Genomic DNA, 21,410 nt, shown 5'->3' with positions numbered 1-21,410 from the left:
ATTGTAAAGTGCAATAATTACAATCATTTTGTATAATAGAAGAAACCACCGTTATATAAAAAATAATGAGTGAAAGGGGAGGGAACATAAATGCCAAATTGGTTTAGAAAAACCTTAGTCGCACTAATTACCGTGTTTACATTTGGTTTAGTGACGCCTCCTTCCATATTACTTGATAATGCCAAAGCTGCGGACAAGCCTACGAGCACAGCTGGGCAACAAAGTTTGGAGAGCACGTCCTACACATATGAAGAAGCGAATGACAGGTTAACCACCGATACTTTTATTACTTATGCAATGCAAGAAGCAGAGAAGCAGTCGATGCAAAAGTTTGGTACTAAAATTGGTCCAGTAATTGAAGATGAGTTTAAAGATGTAATATTACCGAAAATTGAAGAGGCAATTGCTGAGCTTGCTAGTGATGTACCAGAAGATTCACTACAATCATTAGCGATTTCTCAAAAACCAGCTGGTGGGAATAATGAAAAGATTTTTCATGTCTACGATACGAAATCAGGAAATGATTTATTGCGTTTCCATGTAAGAAGAGATCATCCACCGCAAGATGGTTATTATTTTAATTTCCATTACCACCGTTTTGATGATGGATACTCTGGACATCATGAGTTAGGAAATATTTATTGGAATACGAATGTACCGCCGAAATGGCTTTCTTAAAAAGAACAAGAGAAAATCTTGTTCTTTTTTATTTTTATAGAAGGGACAGACAACTATGTTGTTGAATAACATAGGTTTAGAAAAAAGAAGCAAAGGGAGTATGGGAATGCAAAAATATATTGTTTTTGACTTTGATGGCACATTAGTAGACTCACAAAATATATTTGTACCGATTTATAATCAACTTGCTGAAAAACATGGGTATAAAGCAGTAAAGGAAGACGAAATTGAACATTTACGTAAATTAACGATGCCAGAGAGATGTAAACAACTTAATGTACCACTGTATAAATTACCGATATTAGCGTTGGAATTTTATAAATTATATCAGCCGGCTATAAAAAATCTCGTTTTGTTCCATGGGATGAAAGAAGTATTAGATGAACTACATAAAAAAGGCTACGGAATTGCAGTCATATCATCGAACTCAGAAGAGCATATTCGGGCGTTTTTACAAAAGAATGATATAGAAAATATACAAGAAGTGTATTGTTCTAAAAATTTGTTCGGTAAAGATAAAATGATAAAAAGATTTTTGAAATCAAAAAAAATAACAGAGAAAGATATGTTATATGTCGGTGATGAACAGCGAGACGTAGCAGCGTGTAAAAAGGCTGGAGTGAACGTAATTTGGGTATCTTGGGGATATGATGTTATTGAAACAGTGAAAAAAGATGCACCAGATTACATGGTTCATAAGCCGATGGAAATTGTGCAAGTAGTACAAGGAGCGTATTCTTAATATGAATACACTGCGAGCAGGCATTCATCATATTGAATTTTGGGTAGCAAATTTAGAGGAGTCCATTTCTTTTTATAATAAGTTGTTTTCCATAATTGGGTGGAGAAAGTTAAATGAAATAGCATATAGCACAGGAGAAAGTGAAATATACTTTAAAGAAGTAGATGAGGAAATTGTAAGGACGTTAGGGCCTAGACATATTTGTTATCAAGCTATTCATAGAGAAGTAGTTGATGAAGTAGCAGATTTTCTTTCTAGTACGAAAGTGAAGGTAATACGTGGTCCAATTGAAATGAATCATTATTCGGAAGGTTACTATACGATTGATTTTTACGATCCGAATGGATTTATTGTAGAAGTTGCCTATACACCAAATGCAGAAATGTAAGGGGAATAGATATGAAGATAATTACAGCACGGCAAAGCAATATACAAATAGTAAAAGATGCAGCGAATATTGAAGAAATTTCTAAAGGTTTCTCTCCAGATAAGAAATATGTAATTACGAATGCAAATAATGAAAAATATTTATTTCGGACAGGCGATATAAAAGAGTATGAAAGAAAGAAAATAGAGTTTCAAATTTTAAATGAAATGGTAAAACGTAACGTACAGGCACAAAGGCCAATTGAAATAGGTATATTGGAAGAAGAAGGTGTATGCTATAGTATTTTTTCATATTTAGAAGGGGAAGATGCGAAGAAGCTATTGCCTACGTATTCACCAAAAGAACAATATGATATTGGTATAGAGGCAGGAAAAGATTTAGCAAAAATGCATACATTTGAAGCTCCTAAGGATATACTTCCATGGTATGAAAGAGCTATGAAAAAACATAGTAAATATGTAGAGGTATACAAAACATGCGGAATAAAAATAAAAAATGATGATAAAATCATAAAGTTTATAGAAGAAAATGAAATATATTTAAAGAGCCGCCCGAATCGATTTCAACACGATGATTTTCATTTAGAAAATATAATTGTACGGGATGGAAAATATGTAGGTGTTGTTGATTTTAATGGCTATGACTGGGGCGACCCAATTCATGATTTCGTAAAAATTGCACTGTTTGCAAGGGATATTAGTATTCCGTATTCAATCGGACAAATAGAAGGATACTTTAATAGGAAAATACCAGAGGAGTTCTGGAAATTATACACGGTGTACGTTGGCATGACAGTTTTCTCCTCAGTTGTCTGGACATTACGAGCAGCGCCGCATATGTTAGATGATATGTTAGAGCGTCTTACTATAGTTTTAGAGGATCATAATAACTTTGAGTTATCGAAGCCAATTTGGTTTCAACCAGATAAGATTGATATGAAATAGAAAAGGTAGGTGTGATTCGCACCTACCTTTATTTTTTAACATCAAGATACTTATTTAATTTTCTTAAATGTAAGCGGCTGAGTACTTAATGTAGCTGGTACATGTAACTGAAGGGATGGGAATTCACCACTTACATTCATTTCATAAGCGAATAATAAGCTCATTTTCATTTGGAATAAGTCAACTTTTGTGGAGAAGATGTCGTAATGATGATGCCCTAATTGAATATCCATTTCCATAAATTGTACATATAACGAATCATCTCGTTTGTATACTTGTAATGTTCCGTATGCAGGATGTTCAAAAGTACCAGTATAATCCTCTAACTTGTGCGAAGGTGTAGTCCCTTTAATTTGTTCAGGGAGGGATTCAGTTGCTTCTTTCATCATTTCCTTCATTTTTTTAGTATCTTCTACAGCACGTTTATGCCAATCAATGGATTCTAATTCAAGTAGTTCGTCATAAATTTGATTAGCGAGATAAGTAGGAAGTAATGTTCCTCCAGCATTCGTTAAAATAACAAGGCCTATGTTTTCTGTTGGTATGAATGAAACAAGCGCTGAAAATCCATCGATATTACCGCCATGATGAATCACTTTTTTACCACGATAAGCGCTAATAAACCAACCAAGACCGTAACTATTTAATGGAGATTCAGGGAGTGATAAAACCGGTTGGTCTGGAATTGAATTGTGTGGTGTATACATTTGTTGTAATAATTCAGAGGAGATTAATTCATGATCTCCAAATTTCCCTTCATTTAAGTGGAGAAGTACCCAATTTGCCATATCTTCAATTGTGGAATTAATACACCCAGCAGCGCCAACTGTATCGATGTTACGGAATGGAACTGCTTTTATTTCACCGTCATTTTCAATGTAAGGTAAAGCGTAATCATCTGTAGTTTGTGAATCGTTAACAGAGAAGTTTGTATGTCTCATATTTAAAGGTTCTAAAATATGTTCTGTAGTGTATTGCTCCCACGTTTGATTTGTAATGTTTTCAACAATGTAGCTAATTGTTGCATACATTAAGTTGTTATATAGAAATGCAGTCCGGAACGGTGCATCAAGTGGTAAATGTTTTATTTTTTCAACGAGATCTTTTCGAGATAAGGAAGAACTGTACCAAAGAGCCTCATGACGACTCACTCCAGTTCGATGAGAAGCTAAATCCCGTCCTGTAACTTGTGAGCTAGCAAGTAGTTCAGATAAAGTAAAGTTAGGTATATAAGACGGGACAGGAGCATCCCAATTAAACTTTTTTTGCTGTGCTAACAAGCTTAATGAAAGTGTACCAAACGCTTTCGTTGAGGAACCGATTGCGAATCGAGTATTCGGTGTAACAGCCTCTTTTGTTTCCATATTACGATAGCCGAAACCTTCTGAAAGAATAACTTCACCGTCTTTTATAACAGCGACAGCAACACCAGGAACATTTAAATCCTTCATCATTTTTTCAACCGTGGTTTGTAAAGAAGTCATAACAGGTGTTTCAATTTTAGACATATTTCTAACCTCCAAATATAAATTTTGATCTACCGCACTATACTTTCGGTAATAGAAAATGAAAACCTTTTAAAATATGGAAAGTTAATAATTTTGTAAGAATTAGCGCAAGAAATTTTATTAATTAAGATTATTAAATTTACCATTTTTCATGTTATGATAAATTCCATATACGATTGAAAGAAGGTTTTCCTACATATGAAACATGCTGAAAATGAATACTTAAATTTATGCCGCCATGTAATGGAACATGGTACGAAGAAAGAAGATCGTACAGGGACAGGAACTGTATCTGTATTTGGATATCAAATGCGTTTTGATTTGAGCAAAGGATTTCCTTTATTAACGACAAAAAGAGTACCATTTCGCCTTGTAGCAAGTGAACTACTTTGGTTTATGAAAGGTGATACAAATATTCGCTATTTATTGCAGCATAATAATAACATTTGGAATGAATGGGCGTTTAAGAGCTGGGTAGAAAGTGATGAGTATACTGGTCCTGACATGACTGATTTTGGTCTTCGCTCACAACAAGATGAAGAATTTAAAGTACAGTACGATGAGCAAATGGAATTGTTTAAAAAGAACGTTTTAGAAGATGATGAGTTCTCAAATAAATATGGTTATTTAGGAGACGTTTACGGTAAACAATGGCGTGCTTGGAAAACGACAGCTGGTGAGACACTTGATCAATTAAAAGATGTAATTGAAATGATTAAAAAAACACCAGACTCACGTCGTTTAATCGTTTCTGCTTGGAATCCTGAAGACGTACCGAGTATGGCATTACCGCCTTGTCATACATTATTCCAATTTTATGTAGCGGACGGAAAACTTTCTTGTCAGCTATATCAAAGAAGTGGTGACATATTCCTTGGAATTCCATTTAACATCGCAAGTTATTCACTACTAACACATTTAATTGCACATGAATGTGGTCTTGAAGTAGGAGAATTTGTTCATACAATTGGAGATGCACACATTTATACAAATCATTTTGAACAAGTAGAAAAGCAATTGGCACGTGAACCACGTCCATTCCCGAAACTTACATTAAATCCAGATGTGAAATCTGTGTTTGATTTTGAAATGGAAGATTTAACGATTGAAGGATACGATCCGCATCCAGCAATTAAAGCACCGGTTGCAGTATAATTGTAGAGGAGATGAAAAAATGATTGTTTCATTTATGGTCGCGATGGACGAAAATAGAGTAATTGGTAAAGATAATAATTTACCTTGGCGTTTACCGAGTGAATTACAATACGTGAAGAAAACAACGATGGGCCACCCGCTTATTATGGGAAGAAAGAACTATGAAGCGATTGGTAGACCACTGCCTGGAAGACGTAATATTATTGTAACTCGTAATGAAGGGTATCATGTTGAAGGGTGTGAAGTTGTTCATTCTGTAGAAGAAGTATTTGAACTATGTAAAAATGAAGAAGAGATTTTTATTTTTGGCGGAGCGCAAATTTACGATCTCTTTTTACCTTATGTAGACAAGTTATATATAACAAAAATCCATTATGCATTTGAAGGAGATACATTCTTCCCAGAAATGGATATGACAAATTGGAAAGAGATTTTTGTAGAAAAAGGTTTAACGGATGAAAAAAACCTGTATACGTATTATTACCATGTATATGAGAAGCAACAATAATAAAAAAGATTGATGTGAGAATTCACATCAATCTTTTTATTTATATTCACCAATATAAGTTTATAGATGAGATTCGATAGTGCTATAATGATAGGTAGCATGTAAAAATGCTAAAATTTTCAAAAGTACTAATATAGAAAGAGGAGGAGAATCGATTGAGAAAGATATGGGGGATTCTTTTTCTTTGCTTAACATTCATGTTAGTTGGATGTGGTAAAGAAGAAAAACCACAAGAAGCGTTTGATACATATGTAAAAGCGTGGAATAAACAAAAATTTGCAGATATGTATGATCAACTATCAAAAAATGCAAAAAAAGATATTTCAAAGAAAGAGTTTACTGAGAAATATGAAAAAATTTATTCTGGTATCGAAGTGAAAGACTTAAAGGTAGAAACAGGGGAAGTAAAAGAAGATAAAAAAGATGAAGGTCCTGTTCCTTTTAAAGTAAGCATGGATACAGTTGGTGGTAAAATCACATTTGGTCATGAAGCAAAAATGGTAAAAGAAAAAGATGGAGATAAAGAATCTTGGAAAATAGATTGGACTCCTGATTTTATTTTCCCTGGCATGACGAAAGATAGTAAAGTGCGTATGCAGACAACACAGCCAAAACGTGGTGAAATATACGATCGTAATGGAAAAGGTCTTGCAACGAATGGGAAAGCTTCTGAAATCGGATTGATTCCTGAAAAGTTAGGCGATACTGCTCCGCAAACGAAAGAAACAGTAGCGAAGTTATTAAATACGTCTGTAGAAGAAATTGATCAAAAATTAGCTGCTAAATGGGTAAAACCAGGGTATCTCGTACCAATTGGAATTTTGCCTGAAGGGGCAACACAAAATACGTACATTGATTTACCAGGTGTTTCAACAAAACCTGTAAATGTTCGTACATATCCGCTAGGGGAAGCGGCAGCTCATCTGACTGGTTATATTGGAAAGGTAAATGCTGAAGATTTAAAAACGCTACAAAAGAAAGGCTATCAAGCTGATGACCCAGTTGGTAAAGCTGGCTTAGAGCAAGTATTAGAGGAAAAGCTACGCGGTAAGAAAGGTGGCCGTGTCTTTGTAGAAGATGCGCAAGGAAAAGAAATTAAAAATTTAGCAAAAACAGATGCTGTTGATGGAGAAAATGTAACTTTAACTATTGATAGTGTTGTTCAAGAAAAAACGTATAATGAAATGAAGGGCGAAGCTGGTTCAAGTGCAGCAATTAATCCGAAAAGTGGAGAAACAATTGCACTAGTAAGTAGTCCAGCATATGATCCTAATATAATTGCACGAGGGACATCGAAGGCACAACGCGAAGCTTGGAATAATGATCCGAAAAAACCAATGACAAATCGTTTTACACAATTGTCGGTACCAGGTTCTGTATTTAAACCTATTACAGCTGCAATTGGTCTTGAAACGAAAACGATTGATCCAAAAGAAGAGTTGAAAATTGAAGGATTAAAATGGACAAAAGATTCTTCTTGGGGTAATTACTATGTAACGCGTGTGAAAGATGCAAATCCGATTGATTTTGATAAGGCGATGAAATACTCGGATAATATTTACTTCGCACAAGAAGCTTTAAAAATCGGAAAAGACAAGTTTATGAGTGAAGCGAAAAAATTCGGATTCGATGAGAAACTACCAATTGAATATGGATTCCCTGCTTCTAAAATTGCAAATGACGGCATTAAAAATGATATTCAAATGGCAGATACGGGATATGGACAAGGACAAGTATTAATGACTCCTCTTCATTTAGCTTTAACGTATGCGCCGATTGTAAATGATGGAACTATTCCGTCACCGTATATTATTAAAACAGATAAACAACCAAAAGCTTGGAAAGAAAATGTAATTTCTAAAGGAAATCAGGATATATTAAAAACTGCAATGACGAAAGTAATTAATGATCCAGATGGTACAGGGAAAATTGCTAAAATTGATGGTATGACTCTTGCTGGAAAAACAGGTACAGCGGAATTAAAAGTATCAAAAGAGGCCGAAGGAAAAGAACTAGGTTGGTTCGCTGCATTTGATTTAAATTCACCAGATATGGTCATTACAATGATGATTGAAGATGTAAAAGGTAGAGGCGGGAGTAATATTCCAGCTGAAAAAGTAAAACATGTATTTCAAAAATAATATGTAATAGAAGGCTATCTCTATAAGTTGTAGAGGTAGCCTTTTTATACGAAAGAATTCTTAATATCTGTATACTAAATTTTAAGGAAACAAAGTAAATCATTAACTTACGAAAAAAAAGTAGCTATTTTTTATTGACATTGATTAAAACTTTTTGTATTATACTTACATAAGGTAAGTTATTAACTTTTAAAAAACAAATCTTGAATTAAAGATAAAGAGAAAAAAGGGAGAGAATACAATGACAAAAGTACTATTTATCACAGCAAATCCAAATTCAGCAGAAGGTTCTTTCGGAATGGCAGTAGGGGAGGCTTTCATCGAAGCTTATAAAAACGAACATCCACAAGACGAAGTTGTAACAATTGATTTATTCAACACTACAGTACCAGCAATTGATGCAGATGTATTTGCTGCTTGGGGTAAATTTGCAGCAGGTGAAGGCTTTGAAGCTTTAACTGAAGTTCAACAACAAAAAGTAGCAGCAATGAACACAAACTTAGAAACATTTATGAATGCAGATCGTTATGTATTCGTAACTCCAATGTGGAACTTTAGCTATCCACCAGTAGTAAAAGCATACTTAGATAACGTAGCAATCGCAGGTAAAACATTCAAATATACTGAAAATGGTCCAGTCGGCTTATTAGAAGGTAAAAAAGCACTTCACATTCAGGCAACAGGTGGCGTATATTCTGAAGGAGCATACGCAGCTGTAGACTTCGGTCGCAATCACTTAAAGACTGTATTAGGATTTGTCGGTGTAAATGATACTGAATATATCGCAGTTGAAGGTATGAATGCAAACCCTGAAAAAGCACAAGAAATTAAAGAAGCAGCAATTGCTAATGCTCGTGAATTAGCAAAACGTTTCTAATATAGAATGCTTAAAAAGTCCAAACACTTGCTGTTTGGACTTTTTTTCTTCTTTTTCCTTCGTTTGTCTAGTATAATGAAGGTCGGAATGATAATAGGTGGGGGTTCTGTATGATTCAAACGTTTTTTAAAATCTTTTATTTAATTTTAATCGTAATTGCGATTACACCGAGAATGTGGCGTCTTAAAAGACAAGTAAATACGATGGCGCCAAAAGAAAAAGATAATGCTGTGTATAAAACGACAAATTGGTTTGGTAAGAAAATGGTACGTGTAGCTGGAGGGGCAGTAGAAGTGAAAGGACTTGAAAATGTTCCGAAAGACAAGCCAGTACTAGTTGTAAGTAATCACCAAAGTAATATGGATATCCCTGTTTTACTAGGTTACTTAAATAAACCAATTGGATTCGTTTCAAAAGCAGAGATTAAAAAGTTCCCAGTTGTACCAACTTGGATGGAACTTATGAATTGTGTATTTATGGATCGTAGCGATCGTCGTCAATCTCTTCAAGCGATTAAAGATGGAATTGAACTATTAAAAAATGGACATTCTATCGTAATTTTCCCTGAAGGAACGAGAAGTAAGGGTGGCGAAGTTGGAGAGTTTAAGGCTGGTAGTTTTCATCTGGCAGTAAAGTCAGGTGTAGCAATTTTACCTGTAACGTTAGATGGTACATATAAGATGTTTGAAGCGAATGGAAATCGTATGAAGCCAGCTCATGCAACAGTAACAATTTCTAAGCCGATTACACCTGAAGATTATGCGAATATGGATATTAAAGAATTAACGAAGCATACACAGGAAGTTATCGCATCACAATTACATAAGTAATAAAAAAGGATTCAGCTTATAGTAAGCTGGTATTATCCCCTATAGGTAGACAGTAAAAAAAGAGTCCATCTGATATGATGGACTCAATACTGTTTTATCTGGAGGGGATTTTTTTATGGCAAGAAAAGGACAATCATTTCAAAAATATACAGAAGAACTAAAGCGAGAAGCAGTTCGTCTTCGATTAGAAGAGAGAAAATCATTGCGAGAAATTCGTGAACAACTCGGTGTGAAGAGCGATGCCCAGATTATTGAGTGGGTAAAACGTGCGCAACAAGGGGAGTCCTTTGATGATCAACGTGGTGTCTGGAATCGAAAGAATTTTAATAGTCTAGAAGAAGAAAATGCTTATTTGAAGGCACAGGTTGAGTATTTAAAAAAGCGCAATCCAAATCTACACGGGAAGGAATGGTCCTAAAGAAAGAACGATTTTCTCTTATCGATTCATTACGCCAAGCCTATCCACTCCGATGGTTGCTTCAAATCGCGGAAGTTTCTAAGGCTGGCTACTATAAATGGCGGAAATATCATAACGTGCAGCGTTTACGTCAGAAAAGGGATATGTGGCATAAAGAACATATTTTATCTATTCATCGTCAGCACCCTTACTATGGGTATAAACGTATGACTCGTGCTTTGGCTCGAGAAGGAATGGTAATGAATCATAAACGTGTTCGTCGTCTTATGAGAGAGCTGGGTATTCAATCTATCATTCGAAAAAAACGTCCGTTTTATGGAAGAAAAACATCTGTGGTATTTAAAAATCATTTGAATCGAGAGTTTCAAGCTGAAAAGCAAAATCAAAAATTCGTAACAGATATTACTTATGTACGAATCGGAGAACAATTTGCCTATTTGTCGGCTGTGTTAGATTTATACAACAATGAAATTGTTGCCTGGAAGCTATCTTCAAGAAATGATTTAGATTTGGTTTTAACTACATTACGTCAATTAGAAGGGAAGTCATTAACTACTAAGCCCCTTTTCCATTCAGATCAAGGGTTTCAATATACATCTAAATCCTACGCAAAACAGTTAGAGAAATTAGGATTTGTCGGTAGTCATTCTAGACGTGGAAACTGTTTTGATAATGCGTGTATCGAATCATTCTTCTCACATTTAAAAACAGAGAAGTTGTATTTAGTGTGCCCAAAAACATATGAAATGGCCTACCGAGCAATTCAAGAATATATTCAATTTTATAATACAGAAAGATTCCAAGAAAAACTTCACGGCCTTTCCCCGATAGAATATCGGGAAAAGGCCGTGGCATAATACTCTTTTTATTTCTGTCTACTTGACAGGGAGATGACCAAGCTGAATCCTTTTTTATTATGCTGTAGGTAAGACATAAAAGAGTACACAGAAGAACATCATCGCACTACCACCTAAAACGAACAGGTGCCATATGGCATGGTTGAAAGGTAGCTTTTCCCAAAGGAAGAATATAGCTCCGACAGAATATAAAATTCCACCTGCTAAAAGTAGTGAAAAACCATGTCCAGTTAGATTTTCATAAAGTGGTTTAATGGCAACGATTATGAGCCAACCCATAATGATGTAACATAAAGTTGAAGCCTTTATAAAGCGACGTACAAAGAAAATTTTGAAGACGATACCTCCGATTGCTAGTGTCCATATTATAGCAAGCAACGTCCATCCTAATGGGCCACGAAGTGTAATAAGTAGAAAAGGAGTATACGTGCCAGCAATCAATAAGTAAATGGCTGAATGATCTAAAATAGTAAATATTTTTTCTACTTTAGGATGATGAATGCTATGTAGCAATGTTGAAAACAAGTACAGTAAGAACATGCTTACACCATAAACAGTAAATGCAACTACAGCTGATGCGGTACCGTGCTTAGAAGCATGAATAATCAATATGATTAAGGCAGGGATGCTTAAAATGGCACCGATACCATGTGTAATTGCATTTGCAATTTCTTCTTTTACAAATTGGGTCATTCGTGTCATTTTTTCAGTCATAATGCAAATCCTTTCTACTATCATAAAATAATATGTCATTTCCCTTACCATATCATACACAAGAGCAATAGAAAATGAAATTTGTATAATTGATTATATTTTTGAATTTTTTTGACAAAAGACAATGGATTTGTTGACGTTTTCAAACTTTTTTGACAAAATAAAATTATGTAATAGTAGGACAAGGAAACTACTAATAAAGGGGATGGGGAAATGTTTTCAAATATTGGCTTTCCAGGGTTAATTTTAATTTTAGTAGCAGTACTCATTTTATTTGGACCTAAAAAATTGCCGGAAATCGGGAAGGCTTTAGGGGAAACGTTAAAAGAGTTTAAAAAATCAACGAAAGAATTGACAGATGACGCATTTCAAGAAAAGGAAAAGAAAGAAAAAATGTAGTGTATTTTCCTTGTAATGGATAAATAAAGTGTGGTGAACGAGATGGAAGATCGGGAAATGAGCGTAGTAGAACATATTGTTGAGCTTCGAAAAAGAGTAATATATACGGTGTTATCCTTTGTACTATTTTTAATTATTGGATTTACTTTTACAAAGGATATTTATTTTTGGCTTGTAAAAGATTTACCAATGAAATTAACTGTTCTCGGTCCAAGTGATGTATTGTGGATTTTTTTCTCGATTGCTACAGTATTTGCTATCGTTTGTACAATTCCTTTTGCTGCTATACAAATTTGGTTATTTGTAAAACCGGGTTTACATCCAAATGAACAAAAGATGACAATAATGTATATACCGGTATTGTCTATATTATTTCTCGCAGGTTTATGTTTTGGATATTTCATTGTAATGCCGTTTCTATTTCACTTTTTAACTACGATAGGTAATGAAATGTTTAATACGATGTTTACGACAGAAAAGTATTTTCATTTTGTACTTAATTTAACAGTTCCATTTGCTGTGATTTTTGAATTGCCAGTCGTTGTAATGTTTTTAACTAGCATTGGAATACTTACGGCGGAATTTTTAATAAAAATAAGAAGGTATGCTTACGTAGCATTAATTATCATTGCATCTTGTATATCACCGCCAGACTTTTTATCTCATAGTTTAGTTGCAGTGCCGCTTATTTGTATTTATGAAGTAAGTATTGCGTTATCAAAGGTTGTTAGTAAGAGGAAAAAGAAAAGAGAAGAAATGCAGTCGAAAAGTGCCTCGTTATAAAGGCACTTTTTTATTTATTTGTTATACTATAGCTATAAACGTATACAATATATAGAAGAAAAAAATTATAGAATCTCCAAAATTTAGACAAACTTTGCGCTTTTATAAGCTTATACTAAATGTATTAAACAATTGATGGATAATGAGATTCCCGTCTCAGAGATATTTAGGACGGGAAGGTGAATTAGGTGGAGATGAATAGAGTATAAATCTTCTAGCCATAAGGACTACAGAAATCATATAAGTCTGATTTTACTCCACTTTAAACAACGTGTTACAGCGCAAAGTAGAGGAAGTTCAAAAATCCAATGAAAAAGAGGATTGATATTGTGATTACGAAAAGTTTTTATTTCACTCATTCAACAGGGGATTGCATTAAAATATTCGAAATCCCTGTCCTACAGGCACAGCATCCATTATCGTTTCTAATTCAGTCTCGTCTTCAATTATTTATTGCAAAAATTCAAAGACAAAAACACCCAAGATTTTCGTATTCTTTCCGTGAATATTTACAAAATTGTTTGAAGTGGAATGATTATTTAAATGTATATAAAACAAATACCCTTGAAAAAAATGCATGATACGAAGTACGGACAGGGTTAGTAAACTCTGTCTTTTTCATTTTAGATATGAAAATATAATTAATTTGATGAAATTTCGTTCCAAATTGTTGAAAGCAATGGGAATACTAGTATAATAACAAGGAGAGCGTATTGGAAAGGGAAGAAGTATAGTATGCAAAAAATTAAAATTGTAACAGATTCAACGGCAGATTTATCACAAGACGTAATCGAAAAGTATGACATTCATGTTTTACCATTATCAATCTCTGTAAATGGACAAACATATTTAGATCGCGTTGATTTACAACCTGACGAATTTATTGAAGAAATGATTAAATCAGAGGAATTACCAAAAACATCACAACCAGCTATGGGTACATTTGTAGAAATGTATGACAAGCTAGGGGAAGATGGAAGCGAAGTCCTTTCTATCCATATGACAAGTGGAATGAGCGGTACTGTAGCAACTGCAAATAGCGCTGCATCAATGACTGATACAAAAGTAACAGTTGTTGATTCTCAATTTATTACACATGCTTTAGCATATCAAGTAATTGAAGCTGCAAAAATGGCAAATGACGGACGCTCACTAGAAGAAATTTTAAAACGTGTAGATGAAGTAAGAAAGAATACTCGTTTATATGTAGTAGTGGATACATTAGAAAACTTAGTGAAGGGTGGACGTATCGGTAAAGGAAAAGCGTTTATCGGTTCGCTACTTAATATAAAGCCAATTGCTAGTCTTGAAGACGGTGTTTATAATCCTGTAACGAAAGTTCGTAGCCAAGGCCAAATTGTAAAAACATTAGCTAAGTTATTTGAGCAAGATACGGCTGGAAAAGTCGTAAAAGCTGTTGCAATTCCGCATGCGAAAGCAATTCCTTTAGCTGAAAGTATGAAAGCGGCGGTTGAAAAAGTGAGTGGATTTGCTCAATCAGAAATTTTCTATACAACGCCTATTATTAGTACTCATACAGGTCCGGGCGCAATCGGATTTATGTATTTAGCAGAGTAATAAAAAAGCTACTTGAAAATATATTTCAAGTAGCTTTTTTATGTAAATAGAAAGTAAGAAATAAGAAGAGCTACACAGGCACTACCGCTAATGATATAGCGAGTCTGTAAATATTCATTCATAGAAAACACCCTTTATCCTGCTATTTGCGGACAGTAAAACTCTCTACCTCAAATTTAGCTGGAGCAAAGAGGTTAGGTAGCGGGCTGCCCGTAAAAGCTTGATCGGTGAAGGCAAATAATCAGTGGGGATGAAGAAATCCCACTAATTAAAGTTTCACTATAGGATTTTCTATATTATATGTTGGATATAGAAAATCAGTCATTACGTTACACATGTAAAGTTTCAATTTTTTCGTTTATTTGCTTATCATTTGTTGCGTTACTATAAATAAAAGTTTGACCTAAAAAGAGTACATGCAGTTGTTCCCACGGTAACATGCGCAAATTCCAATTATTTCGAAGTCTAGTTATTGCTTCACGAGGTGCTTCATCGGCGAGTGCAAAAGCTCCGTAATGCATTGGTATAAAATGTGTAGCGTTTAAATCTAAATAAGCTTGCACGGCCTCTTCAGGTGAAACATGAGATACTTTCATAAACCATTCTGGTTCATAAGCGCCAATGGGCATAAGAGCAATATCAATTAAAAAGCGTTCACCAATTTCTTTGAAACCTTGGAAATAGCCACTGTCGCCACAAAAATATATGGTTTCCATAGTCGTTTCATTATCAATAATCCATCCACCCCAGTGAGACGTATTCATATCAAATAAGAATCTTCTCGTCCAGTGCTGAGCAGGTACGAAGTGAAAAGAAACTTCGTTAATTATCGTACTTTCCCACCATTTATACTCTTCTACATGTTTAAATTTCTTACGAGTAAATAATTTTTTTAATCCAATAGGTACAAGATATAGAACATCATCATTCAACTGACGAAGAGTTGAAAAATCTAAATGATCATAATGACCATGTGAAATAAGGACAATATCAATTTTAGGTAGTGCTTCTATAGAGAGTCCAGGTTCTGTAAGTCTTGGAACTAGCTTTAATTTATTAGCCCATACTGGATCTGTTAATATATTAAGTCCATTCGTTTGGATAAGAAAAGTGGAATGCCCAATCCATGTGATAGTCGTTTTTTCAACATTACTTTGTAAAAATGCACTTTGTTTAACGGGTGATTGTTCTACTAAGAAAGAAAAATCTTTTTTGTTTTGCTTTCGTTCTTTACGCCAGCGTAAAAAAGAGCGAATTGATTTTTTTGTACTAACATTATCCATATTTTCATAGCGCTTTGCCATGAACATCACCTCATTTAAAATCGTTGTATTTGTATTGTACCGAAATGTTGTTAAGGAATACAGTGTAAAACATGGATTAATGTTTAAGGAATTGTTAAAAAATAGGGAGAGGTATTTACAAAAGTAACAATAAAATTAGTTTTATCACTTTTATTTAGAGAAATAATAGTAAAAAAATATATTTTGTCTAGTAATTCGCTTGAAATAAAGAAGTAACATACGTAAATTCGTACGATTTCGTGAACAAATGTAGTAAACAATTTTCTCGTAGTGTTAACTTTTGTTATTATAAACATAACCTATTTAAATTTAGGATAGAGAAAAGAGGTTTATAAATGAAGCGTTATCAAAAAATAATTGGTCTTATGGTTGTATTTTGTCTCTTTGTACTTGCTGGATGTAGTGAATCAGGTTCAAAGCTTCGTAAACCATTAAATTGGGATTTAGAAACCTTCCAATTTACAAATCAAGATGGAAAGCAATTTGGTACAAAAGATTTAAAAGGGAAAGTTTGGGTTGCAGATTTTATGTTCACAAATTGTCAGACAGTTTGTCCACCAATGACTGCAAATATGGCCAAGCTTCAAAAGATGGCAAAAGAAGAGAAATTAGACGTTCAGTTTGTTTCATTTAGTGTAGATCCAGACCTTGATAAGCCAGAAAATCTGAAAGCTTTTATTCAAAAGTTTACAGAGGATACTAGTAACTGGAATTTATTAACGGGGTATTCGTTAGAAGATATTACAAAGTTTTCAAAAGATAATTTCCAATCACTTGTAGATAAGCCGGAGAACGGTCAGGTCATGCATGGTACATCATTTTATTTAATTGATCAAAACGGAAAAGTAATGAAAAAGTATAGTGGCATTAGTAATACGCCATACGAAGACATTATACGTGATATGAAGCGATTAGTGGGTTAAAAATAAGGGTGCATAGCACCCTTATTTTTTTGCATTAGTCTATCGATAAAATGTCATGTTGCTGGGGAAGTTTCGGCGCCCGAATTTCTAATACGCCATTTTGATAAGAAGCTTTTGCCGCTTTTTTATTAATTGAATACGGCAATTTAATCAATCTTGATGCTTCTGAAATGGAACGTTCTCGGCGATAATAGTTATGGGATGTTTGTTCTTCTTCCTCTTCAAGTATCTCTTCTTTTACAGAGACTTTTAAGTATTCACTTTGTATTTCAATTTGGATTTGTTCTTTTTGTATACCTGGTAGTTCAGCTGTAACAACGAGTTCTTCACCAACTTCATATAAATCTACAGGGAATGTTAATAAACGGTTTCCTTTTTGGAAAAAATGATTTAAATCAGCGATTACATTGCGAAGAGGTGTTTGCTCGAAGAAATCATCAATTTGCTTTAAGTAATTACGAACCGGTGGGCGAGAAGAATCTTTTTTTTCTTCACTCATGGTATTCCCTCCTAGAAATCAATTTGCAATATCATATGACAAAAGCGGAGAAAGGTGAGTGCCTAGTTTTCATGTTTTCATAAAAAATTGTTAAAAATGTGAAATGGAGTGATTTTTTTATAGTTTTTGGTCGCCATATTCAGTTGATTATGCTAGTATAAATAGGGTTGATATAGTAGTATAGAGACAGAATGAAAACTGAAAGAGGGTAAGAAGTATGTGTGGTTTTGTAGGATGTTTATGTGAAAACCCTAGAGAGTTTTCAGAAACAGAAAAACATCAATTTGAAAATATGAACACGATGATTTTCCACCGTGGTCCAGATGACGAAGGATATTTTCGTGATGAACATGTACAATTTGGCTTCCGCCGTTTAAGCATCATTGACTTAGAGGCAGGACATCAGCCGCTAACTTATGAAAATGATCGATATGTAATTATTTTTAATGGTGAAATTTACAACTATGTAGAATTACGTGAAATGTTACTTGAAAAAGGTGCAACGTTTGCAACGCAATCTGATACAGAAGTTATCATTGCATTGTATGCACATATGAAAGAAAAATGTGTAGACTACCTTCGTGGTATGTTTGCATTTATGATTTGGGATCGTGAAGAAAAGAAACTTTTCGGTGCACGTGACCACTTCGGTATTAAACCTTTATACATCGCACAACAAGGTGATACTACATTCTTCGCATCTGAGAAGAAAAGTATTATGCATGTGATGGAAGATAAAGGCGTTAATCCAACGTCACTACAACATTACTTTACGTACCAATATGGTCCAGAGCCAGAAACTTTAACAATTGATGTTAATAAAATCGAGCCTGGTCATTATTTCGTAAAAGAAATCGGTAAAGAGATGGAAATCCATCGCTACTGGAAACCTTATTTCAATGCTTCAAGTGCAACGAAAGAGGAGCATATCCAAGCAATTCGTGATGTGTTATATGATTCAGTAAAAGTGCATATGCGTAGTGATGTACCAGTAGGTTCATTCTTATCTGGTGGTATCGATTCATCTATCATCGCTTCTATCGCAAGAGAAATGAATCCAAATCTTTTAACATTCTCTGTTGGTTTTGAGCAACGTGGTTTCAGTGAAGTTGATGTTGCGAAAGAAACTGCTGAGAAATTAGGCGTTAAAAACCATAACGTATTCATTTCAGCGAAAGAATTTATGGATGAGTTCCCAAAAATCATTTGGCATATGGATGATCCTTTAGCTGATCCAGCAGCTGTACCATTGTACTTCGTTGCGAAAGAAGCACGTAAACATGTAACAGTTGTTCTTTCTGGTGAAGGCGCAGACGAGCTATTTGGTGGTTATAACATTTACCGTGAGCCAAACTCACTAAAAATGTTCTCTTACATTCCTAGCCCAGGTAAGAGCGTTCTAAAAGCATTAAGTGGTGCTCTTAAAGAAGGATTTAAAGGTAAGAGCTTCCTAGAGCGTGGATGTACACCAATTGAAGAGCGTTACTATGGAAATGCTAAAATCTTCCGTGAAGAAGAAAAAGCTGAATTAATGAAGTATTACAATGAAAGTGTTAACTATATGGATATCACGAAACCATTGTATAACGAGATTAAAGATTATGATGATGTAAGTAAAATGCAGTACATTGACATGTTCACATGGCTACGCGGTGACATTTTATTAAAAGCTGATAAAATGACAATGGCAAACTCATTAGAACTTCGTGTACCGTTCTTAGATAAAGAAGTATTCGATGTTGCATCTAAAATTCCAACTGAATTTAAGATTGCTAACGGAACTACGAAAGCTATTTTACGTGAAGCAGCACGCGGAATCGTTCCAGATCACGTATTAGATCGTAAAAAACTTGGATTCCCAGTACCAATTCGTCACTGGTTAAAAGACGAAATGCATGATTGGGCTATAAATATTATAAACGAAAGTAAGACAGAGCATTTAATCGACAAACAGTATGTATTAAACTTACTGGAAGCACATTGTGCAGATAAAGGCGATTATAGCCGTAAAATTTGGACTGTACTTGCGTTTATGGTATGGCACCAAATTTATGTTGAGCATAAATACGATACGAATAAGTTCCATGAAGAAACAAAACGTGCGTATAGCTTAGTTTAATTAGAAAAACCTTAAGATCGCATACGGTCTTAAGGTTTTTTTCATAAATAGGAAGTATTATTGATACAATAATAGTAAAAGGATGGACAACATATGATTACGTTTGAGAAAGTTACTGTAGAAAATGAAAGCGTTGTTAAAGAAATGTTTAAATCGCATAGTTTAGGTGAGAAAAAGGTACAGTACTGTGTGAAAGTTGATGATACATATATTGGTGTAATAGATTATAGTGTACAAGAGGAACGGGCTGTTTTATCACAGCTAATTATTCATTTTGATTACCAAGGTTACGGTTATGGTACAAATACGTATTTTACATTTGAAGAAATGATGAAACAAAGAAATGTGAAAGAAATCAAAGTGCTACAAGAGAAATTAACAGAAAAGGCGAAGTCTTTCATAGAGAGTTTTGGTTTTGCTTCAGAAGATGAAGAGTATGTAAAGAAAATATAACGATGATTATTTATGCGATACAATAAATATAAGGCAGGTGGATGTATGACGATGACTTCTGGTCTTGTATTAATTGGAGGGTGCTTTATAGTAGCAGAATTATGTCATATAATCATTCGGAAAAGAATGAGTAAGAAAAAAAAGCCGTATGAATTACAATACATCTCTGTCTTTTTCATTATGTTTTGTATGCTTAGTACATTACAAAATTTAATGAACTTTCCACCACTTGTAAATGTTTTTTTAAAGTTTGGTTTACTTTATAGTGGTGTTGGAATAGCACTTTTATTTATTTTATTTTGCATACGTTATGTTCACTATCAATCGTATATATTTATTTTAAATTGGTTAAAGCAAGATGATAGAAACCGCCTTACATAAGGCGGTTTTTTTATTTGCAATTGTAACAGAACCTGTACATTTCACATAAAATAGGACGAGTAGAAATGCAAACATATTACAAGAAAGGGGCGGGGCAATAAAATGAAACTTGTTATAGACGCAGGGCACGGTGGATATGATTCTGGTGCTGTTGGTAATGGTTTAGTAGAAAAAAACTTAACACTTCAAATTGCTAGACGCGTTCGAGACATTTTAACGGTAAATTACCCAATTACAATTAAAATGACACGTGATAGTGATGTGTTTATTTCTTTATCTGAACGTGCTAATATTGCTAATGCTTTCAGTGCGGATTATTTTATTTCATTTCATATTAATAGCGGCGGGGGTACAGGTTTTGAAAGTTATATTTATAATGCGTTATCCAATAGCAGCACTGCATATGCAAAGCAACAAAAAATGCATACAGCTGTCAATCCTGTATTAACAAAATATGGTCTTCGTGATCGAGGAGCAAAAAAAGAAAATTATGCGGTATTAAGAGAAACCACAATGGATGCAATTTTAACTGAGACTGCTTTTATTGATACAGCGTTTGATGCAAATTTATTAAAAAATCCACAATTTATTGAAGATCTAAGTCAATCGTATGCAAATGGAATAGCAGCTATTTTTGGAGTAGCTCCAAATCCACAACCCCCTAACCCACAACCGACACCTCAAACGAAGGGAATCGCTTATATTCTTGGGAAAAATGTAAATTTAAGAAATGGTCCATCAACTTCTTCCTCAGTTATTCGTCAATTAAATTCTCCAGAATCTTACGTTGTATATCAGGAAAGTAACGGATGGCTAGATTTGGGGAATGGGCAATGGGTGTATAATGATCCTTCGTACATTAATTTTGTAAAGACAAGCAATAGTGATGGAAGCCCGATTGGGGTTGCATATATACAAGGGATGAATGTAAATTTAAGAAGTGGTCCATCAACTACATCTGCAGTTATCCGCCAATTAAATTCTCCAGAATCTTATTTAGTATATATAAATGAAAATGGTTGGTTAAACCTTGGTGGAAATCAGTGGGTATATAATGACCCAGCGTATATTAAATATACTCAATATTAGGAATTAAAATGATAATGCAATATGGATGCGTATCCTTGTTATGTATAACAAGGATACGCATTTTAATAACAACATTTATTTTCATACTTATGCACTATGTTTTAAAAAGAAACCTTAGAAAA

General features: G+C 34.2%; 23 protein-coding genes. 19 read left to right on the top strand and 4 right to left on the bottom strand.

Annotated features, from left to right (window positions below; all coding sequences use genetic code 11):
* Window positions 1-90: 90 nt before the first annotated feature.
* The 4 genes from QCI79_RS01825 (at window position 91) to QCI79_RS01810 (ending at window position 2,752) form a co-directional block, all read left to right on the top strand.
* Window positions 91-678, top strand: coding sequence for a YpjP family protein (locus QCI79_RS01825; protein WP_001134420.1), 588 nt, complete (start codon window positions 91-93; stop codon window positions 676-678).
* Between the two features lie 106 nt (window positions 679-784).
* Window positions 785-1,420: an HAD family hydrolase gene (locus QCI79_RS01820; protein WP_015382298.1), complete on the top strand. Its 636-nt coding sequence runs from the start codon at window positions 785-787 to the stop codon at window positions 1,418-1,420.
* A 1-nt stretch (window position 1,421) separates the two neighbouring features.
* Window positions 1,422-1,808, top strand: a complete 387-nt coding sequence (locus QCI79_RS01815; protein WP_001094662.1) for a VOC family protein — start codon at window positions 1,422-1,424, stop codon at window positions 1,806-1,808.
* Window positions 1,809-1,819: 11 nt separating this feature from the next.
* Complete coding sequence (locus tag QCI79_RS01810; protein WP_000692082.1) at window positions 1,820-2,752, top strand: aminoglycoside phosphotransferase family protein; 933 nt, start codon at window positions 1,820-1,822, stop codon at window positions 2,750-2,752.
* Window positions 2,753-2,802: 50 nt separating this feature from the next.
* Here QCI79_RS01810 and QCI79_RS01805 read toward each other — a convergent pair whose 3' ends face one another.
* The gene (locus QCI79_RS01805) at window positions 2,803-4,260 is read right to left on the bottom strand and encodes a serine hydrolase (protein WP_000034354.1); all 1,458 of its coding nucleotides are present in this window, start codon (window positions 4,258-4,260) and stop codon (window positions 2,803-2,805) included.
* Window positions 4,261-4,458: 198 nt separating this feature from the next.
* Between QCI79_RS01805 and QCI79_RS01800 the strand changes: the two genes are divergently transcribed.
* The 6 genes from QCI79_RS01800 (at window position 4,459) to QCI79_RS01775 (ending at window position 11,046) form a co-directional block, all read left to right on the top strand.
* Window positions 4,459-5,415, top strand: a complete 957-nt coding sequence (locus QCI79_RS01800) for a thymidylate synthase (protein ID WP_000679609.1) — start codon at window positions 4,459-4,461, stop codon at window positions 5,413-5,415.
* A 19-nt stretch (window positions 5,416-5,434) separates the two neighbouring features.
* On the top strand, window positions 5,435-5,923 hold the full coding sequence (locus QCI79_RS01795; RefSeq protein ID WP_021727567.1) for a dihydrofolate reductase: 489 nt from the start codon (window positions 5,435-5,437) through the stop codon (window positions 5,921-5,923).
* 155 nt (window positions 5,924-6,078) lie between these two features.
* Window positions 6,079-8,064 carry a penicillin-binding protein 3 gene (pbpC, locus tag QCI79_RS01790; RefSeq protein ID WP_001227250.1) on the top strand — a complete coding sequence of 662 codons (1,986 nt, stop codon included), beginning with the start codon at window positions 6,079-6,081 and terminating at the stop codon, window positions 8,062-8,064.
* 241 nt (window positions 8,065-8,305) lie between these two features.
* The gene (locus tag QCI79_RS01785; RefSeq protein ID WP_000170025.1) at window positions 8,306-8,941 is read left to right on the top strand and encodes an FMN-dependent NADH-azoreductase; all 636 of its coding nucleotides are present in this window, start codon (window positions 8,306-8,308) and stop codon (window positions 8,939-8,941) included.
* A gap of 110 nt (window positions 8,942-9,051) precedes the next feature.
* On the top strand, window positions 9,052-9,771 hold the full coding sequence (locus QCI79_RS01780) for a lysophospholipid acyltransferase family protein (RefSeq protein WP_000616577.1): 720 nt from the start codon (window positions 9,052-9,054) through the stop codon (window positions 9,769-9,771).
* A 115-nt stretch (window positions 9,772-9,886) separates the two neighbouring features.
* Window positions 9,887-11,046, top strand: a protein-coding gene (locus tag QCI79_RS01775) for an IS3-like element ISBth8 family transposase (RefSeq protein ID WP_087874946.1) whose coding sequence is annotated in 2 segments (ribosomal slippage) — window positions 9,887-10,145 and window positions 10,145-11,046 — 1,161 coding nt in all. Because the reading frame shifts where the segments join, the coding sequence is not laid out codon by codon here.
* Between the two features lie 57 nt (window positions 11,047-11,103).
* On the opposite strand, the gene trhA is transcribed toward QCI79_RS01775, so the two are convergent.
* A complete protein-coding gene (gene trhA / locus QCI79_RS01770; RefSeq protein WP_000136889.1) occupies window positions 11,104-11,760 on the bottom strand; it encodes a PAQR family membrane homeostasis protein TrhA in 657 nt (218 codons plus the stop codon).
* 213 nt (window positions 11,761-11,973) lie between these two features.
* Between trhA and QCI79_RS01765 the strand changes: the two genes are divergently transcribed.
* The 4 genes from QCI79_RS01765 to QCI79_RS01750 all read left to right on the top strand — a co-directional run bounded on the left by QCI79_RS01765 (window position 11,974) and on the right by QCI79_RS01750 (window position 14,520).
* A complete protein-coding gene (locus tag QCI79_RS01765; protein ID WP_000492443.1) occupies window positions 11,974-12,159 on the top strand; it encodes a twin-arginine translocase TatA/TatE family subunit in 186 nt (61 codons plus the stop codon).
* A gap of 42 nt (window positions 12,160-12,201) precedes the next feature.
* Window positions 12,202-12,942 carry a twin-arginine translocase subunit TatC gene (gene tatC, locus QCI79_RS01760; protein WP_000390120.1) on the top strand — a complete coding sequence of 247 codons (741 nt, stop codon included), beginning with the start codon at window positions 12,202-12,204 and terminating at the stop codon, window positions 12,940-12,942.
* A gap of 329 nt (window positions 12,943-13,271) precedes the next feature.
* Window positions 13,272-13,523: a DUF2535 family protein gene (locus QCI79_RS01755; RefSeq protein WP_000629013.1), complete on the top strand. Its 252-nt coding sequence runs from the start codon at window positions 13,272-13,274 to the stop codon at window positions 13,521-13,523.
* Window positions 13,524-13,677: 154 nt separating this feature from the next.
* The gene (locus QCI79_RS01750; protein WP_001169470.1) at window positions 13,678-14,520 is read left to right on the top strand and encodes a DegV family protein; all 843 of its coding nucleotides are present in this window, start codon (window positions 13,678-13,680) and stop codon (window positions 14,518-14,520) included.
* Between the two features lie 329 nt (window positions 14,521-14,849).
* Here QCI79_RS01750 and QCI79_RS01745 read toward each other — a convergent pair whose 3' ends face one another.
* A complete protein-coding gene (locus tag QCI79_RS01745; RefSeq protein ID WP_001129627.1) occupies window positions 14,850-15,824 on the bottom strand; it encodes an MBL fold metallo-hydrolase in 975 nt (324 codons plus the stop codon).
* 335 nt (window positions 15,825-16,159) lie between these two features.
* On the opposite strand from QCI79_RS01745, the gene QCI79_RS01740 reads away from it, so the two are divergent.
* Window positions 16,160-16,747, top strand: a complete 588-nt coding sequence (locus QCI79_RS01740) for an SCO family protein (protein ID WP_000833335.1) — start codon at window positions 16,160-16,162, stop codon at window positions 16,745-16,747.
* A 34-nt stretch (window positions 16,748-16,781) separates the two neighbouring features.
* Here the strand turns inward: QCI79_RS01740 and QCI79_RS01735 are convergent, their stop codons facing one another.
* A complete protein-coding gene (locus QCI79_RS01735) occupies window positions 16,782-17,246 on the bottom strand; it encodes an Hsp20/alpha crystallin family protein (protein WP_001288085.1) in 465 nt (154 codons plus the stop codon).
* Window positions 17,247-17,463: 217 nt separating this feature from the next.
* Here QCI79_RS01735 and asnB point away from each other — a divergent pair, with 217 nt between their 5' ends.
* The 4 genes from asnB (at window position 17,464) to QCI79_RS01715 (ending at window position 21,288) form a co-directional block, all read left to right on the top strand.
* Window positions 17,464-19,365, top strand: coding sequence for an asparagine synthase (glutamine-hydrolyzing) (gene asnB, locus QCI79_RS01730; RefSeq protein ID WP_000333816.1), 1,902 nt, complete (start codon window positions 17,464-17,466; stop codon window positions 19,363-19,365).
* A 93-nt stretch (window positions 19,366-19,458) separates the two neighbouring features.
* Complete coding sequence (locus QCI79_RS01725; protein ID WP_000627522.1) at window positions 19,459-19,818, top strand: GNAT family N-acetyltransferase; 360 nt, start codon at window positions 19,459-19,461, stop codon at window positions 19,816-19,818.
* Between the two features lie 51 nt (window positions 19,819-19,869).
* On the top strand, window positions 19,870-20,199 hold the full coding sequence (locus QCI79_RS01720) for a hypothetical protein (protein WP_000200461.1): 330 nt from the start codon (window positions 19,870-19,872) through the stop codon (window positions 20,197-20,199).
* 102 nt (window positions 20,200-20,301) lie between these two features.
* Window positions 20,302-21,288, top strand: a complete 987-nt coding sequence (locus QCI79_RS01715; protein WP_021727621.1) for an N-acetylmuramoyl-L-alanine amidase — start codon at window positions 20,302-20,304, stop codon at window positions 21,286-21,288.
* Window positions 21,289-21,410 lie beyond the last annotated feature (122 nt).

This window comes from Bacillus cereus group sp. MG1 (assembly GCF_040460035.1).
GTDB classification, from domain to species: domain Bacteria; phylum Bacillota; class Bacilli; order Bacillales; family Bacillaceae_G; genus Bacillus_A; species Bacillus_A cereus.
This window is presented reverse-complemented; position numbering and strand designations above follow the sequence as displayed.

Excerpts from the sequence above, each read along its gene's own strand:
- QCI79_RS01785 (WP_000170025.1), top strand. The coding sequence starts at position 8,306 with ATGACAAAAGTACTATTTATCACAGCAAATCCAAATTCAGCAGAAGGT.
- QCI79_RS01750 (WP_001169470.1), top strand. The coding sequence starts at position 13,678 with ATGCAAAAAATTAAAATTGTAACAGATTCAACGGCAGATTTATCACAA.
- QCI79_RS01725 (WP_000627522.1), top strand. The coding sequence starts at position 19,459 with ATGATTACGTTTGAGAAAGTTACTGTAGAAAATGAAAGCGTTGTTAAA.
- QCI79_RS01720 (WP_000200461.1), top strand. The coding sequence starts at position 19,870 with ATGACTTCTGGTCTTGTATTAATTGGAGGGTGCTTTATAGTAGCAGAA.
- QCI79_RS01715 (WP_021727621.1), top strand. The coding sequence starts at position 20,302 with ATGAAACTTGTTATAGACGCAGGGCACGGTGGATATGATTCTGGTGCT.
- QCI79_RS01805 (WP_000034354.1), bottom strand. The coding sequence starts at position 4,260 with ATGTCTAAAATTGAAACACCTGTTATGACTTCTTTACAAACCACGGTT.
- QCI79_RS01795 (WP_021727567.1), top strand. The coding sequence starts at position 5,435 with ATGATTGTTTCATTTATGGTCGCGATGGACGAAAATAGAGTAATTGGT.
- QCI79_RS01810 (WP_000692082.1), top strand. The coding sequence starts at position 1,820 with ATGAAGATAATTACAGCACGGCAAAGCAATATACAAATAGTAAAAGAT.
- tatC (WP_000390120.1), top strand. The coding sequence starts at position 12,202 with ATGGAAGATCGGGAAATGAGCGTAGTAGAACATATTGTTGAGCTTCGA.
- QCI79_RS01815 (WP_001094662.1), top strand. The coding sequence starts at position 1,422 with ATGAATACACTGCGAGCAGGCATTCATCATATTGAATTTTGGGTAGCA.
- QCI79_RS01740 (WP_000833335.1), top strand. The coding sequence starts at position 16,160 with ATGAAGCGTTATCAAAAAATAATTGGTCTTATGGTTGTATTTTGTCTC.
- QCI79_RS01820 (WP_015382298.1), top strand. The coding sequence starts at position 785 with ATGCAAAAATATATTGTTTTTGACTTTGATGGCACATTAGTAGACTCA.
- QCI79_RS01800 (WP_000679609.1), top strand. The coding sequence starts at position 4,459 with ATGAAACATGCTGAAAATGAATACTTAAATTTATGCCGCCATGTAATG.
- asnB (WP_000333816.1), top strand. The coding sequence starts at position 17,464 with ATGTGTGGTTTTGTAGGATGTTTATGTGAAAACCCTAGAGAGTTTTCA.
- QCI79_RS01765 (WP_000492443.1), top strand. The coding sequence starts at position 11,974 with ATGTTTTCAAATATTGGCTTTCCAGGGTTAATTTTAATTTTAGTAGCA.
- QCI79_RS01780 (WP_000616577.1), top strand. The coding sequence starts at position 9,052 with ATGATTCAAACGTTTTTTAAAATCTTTTATTTAATTTTAATCGTAATT.
- QCI79_RS01735 (WP_001288085.1), bottom strand. The coding sequence starts at position 17,246 with ATGAGTGAAGAAAAAAAAGATTCTTCTCGCCCACCGGTTCGTAATTAC.
- QCI79_RS01745 (WP_001129627.1), bottom strand. The coding sequence starts at position 15,824 with ATGGCAAAGCGCTATGAAAATATGGATAATGTTAGTACAAAAAAATCA.
- trhA (WP_000136889.1), bottom strand. The coding sequence starts at position 11,760 with ATGACTGAAAAAATGACACGAATGACCCAATTTGTAAAAGAAGAAATT.
- QCI79_RS01825 (WP_001134420.1), top strand. The coding sequence starts at position 91 with ATGCCAAATTGGTTTAGAAAAACCTTAGTCGCACTAATTACCGTGTTT.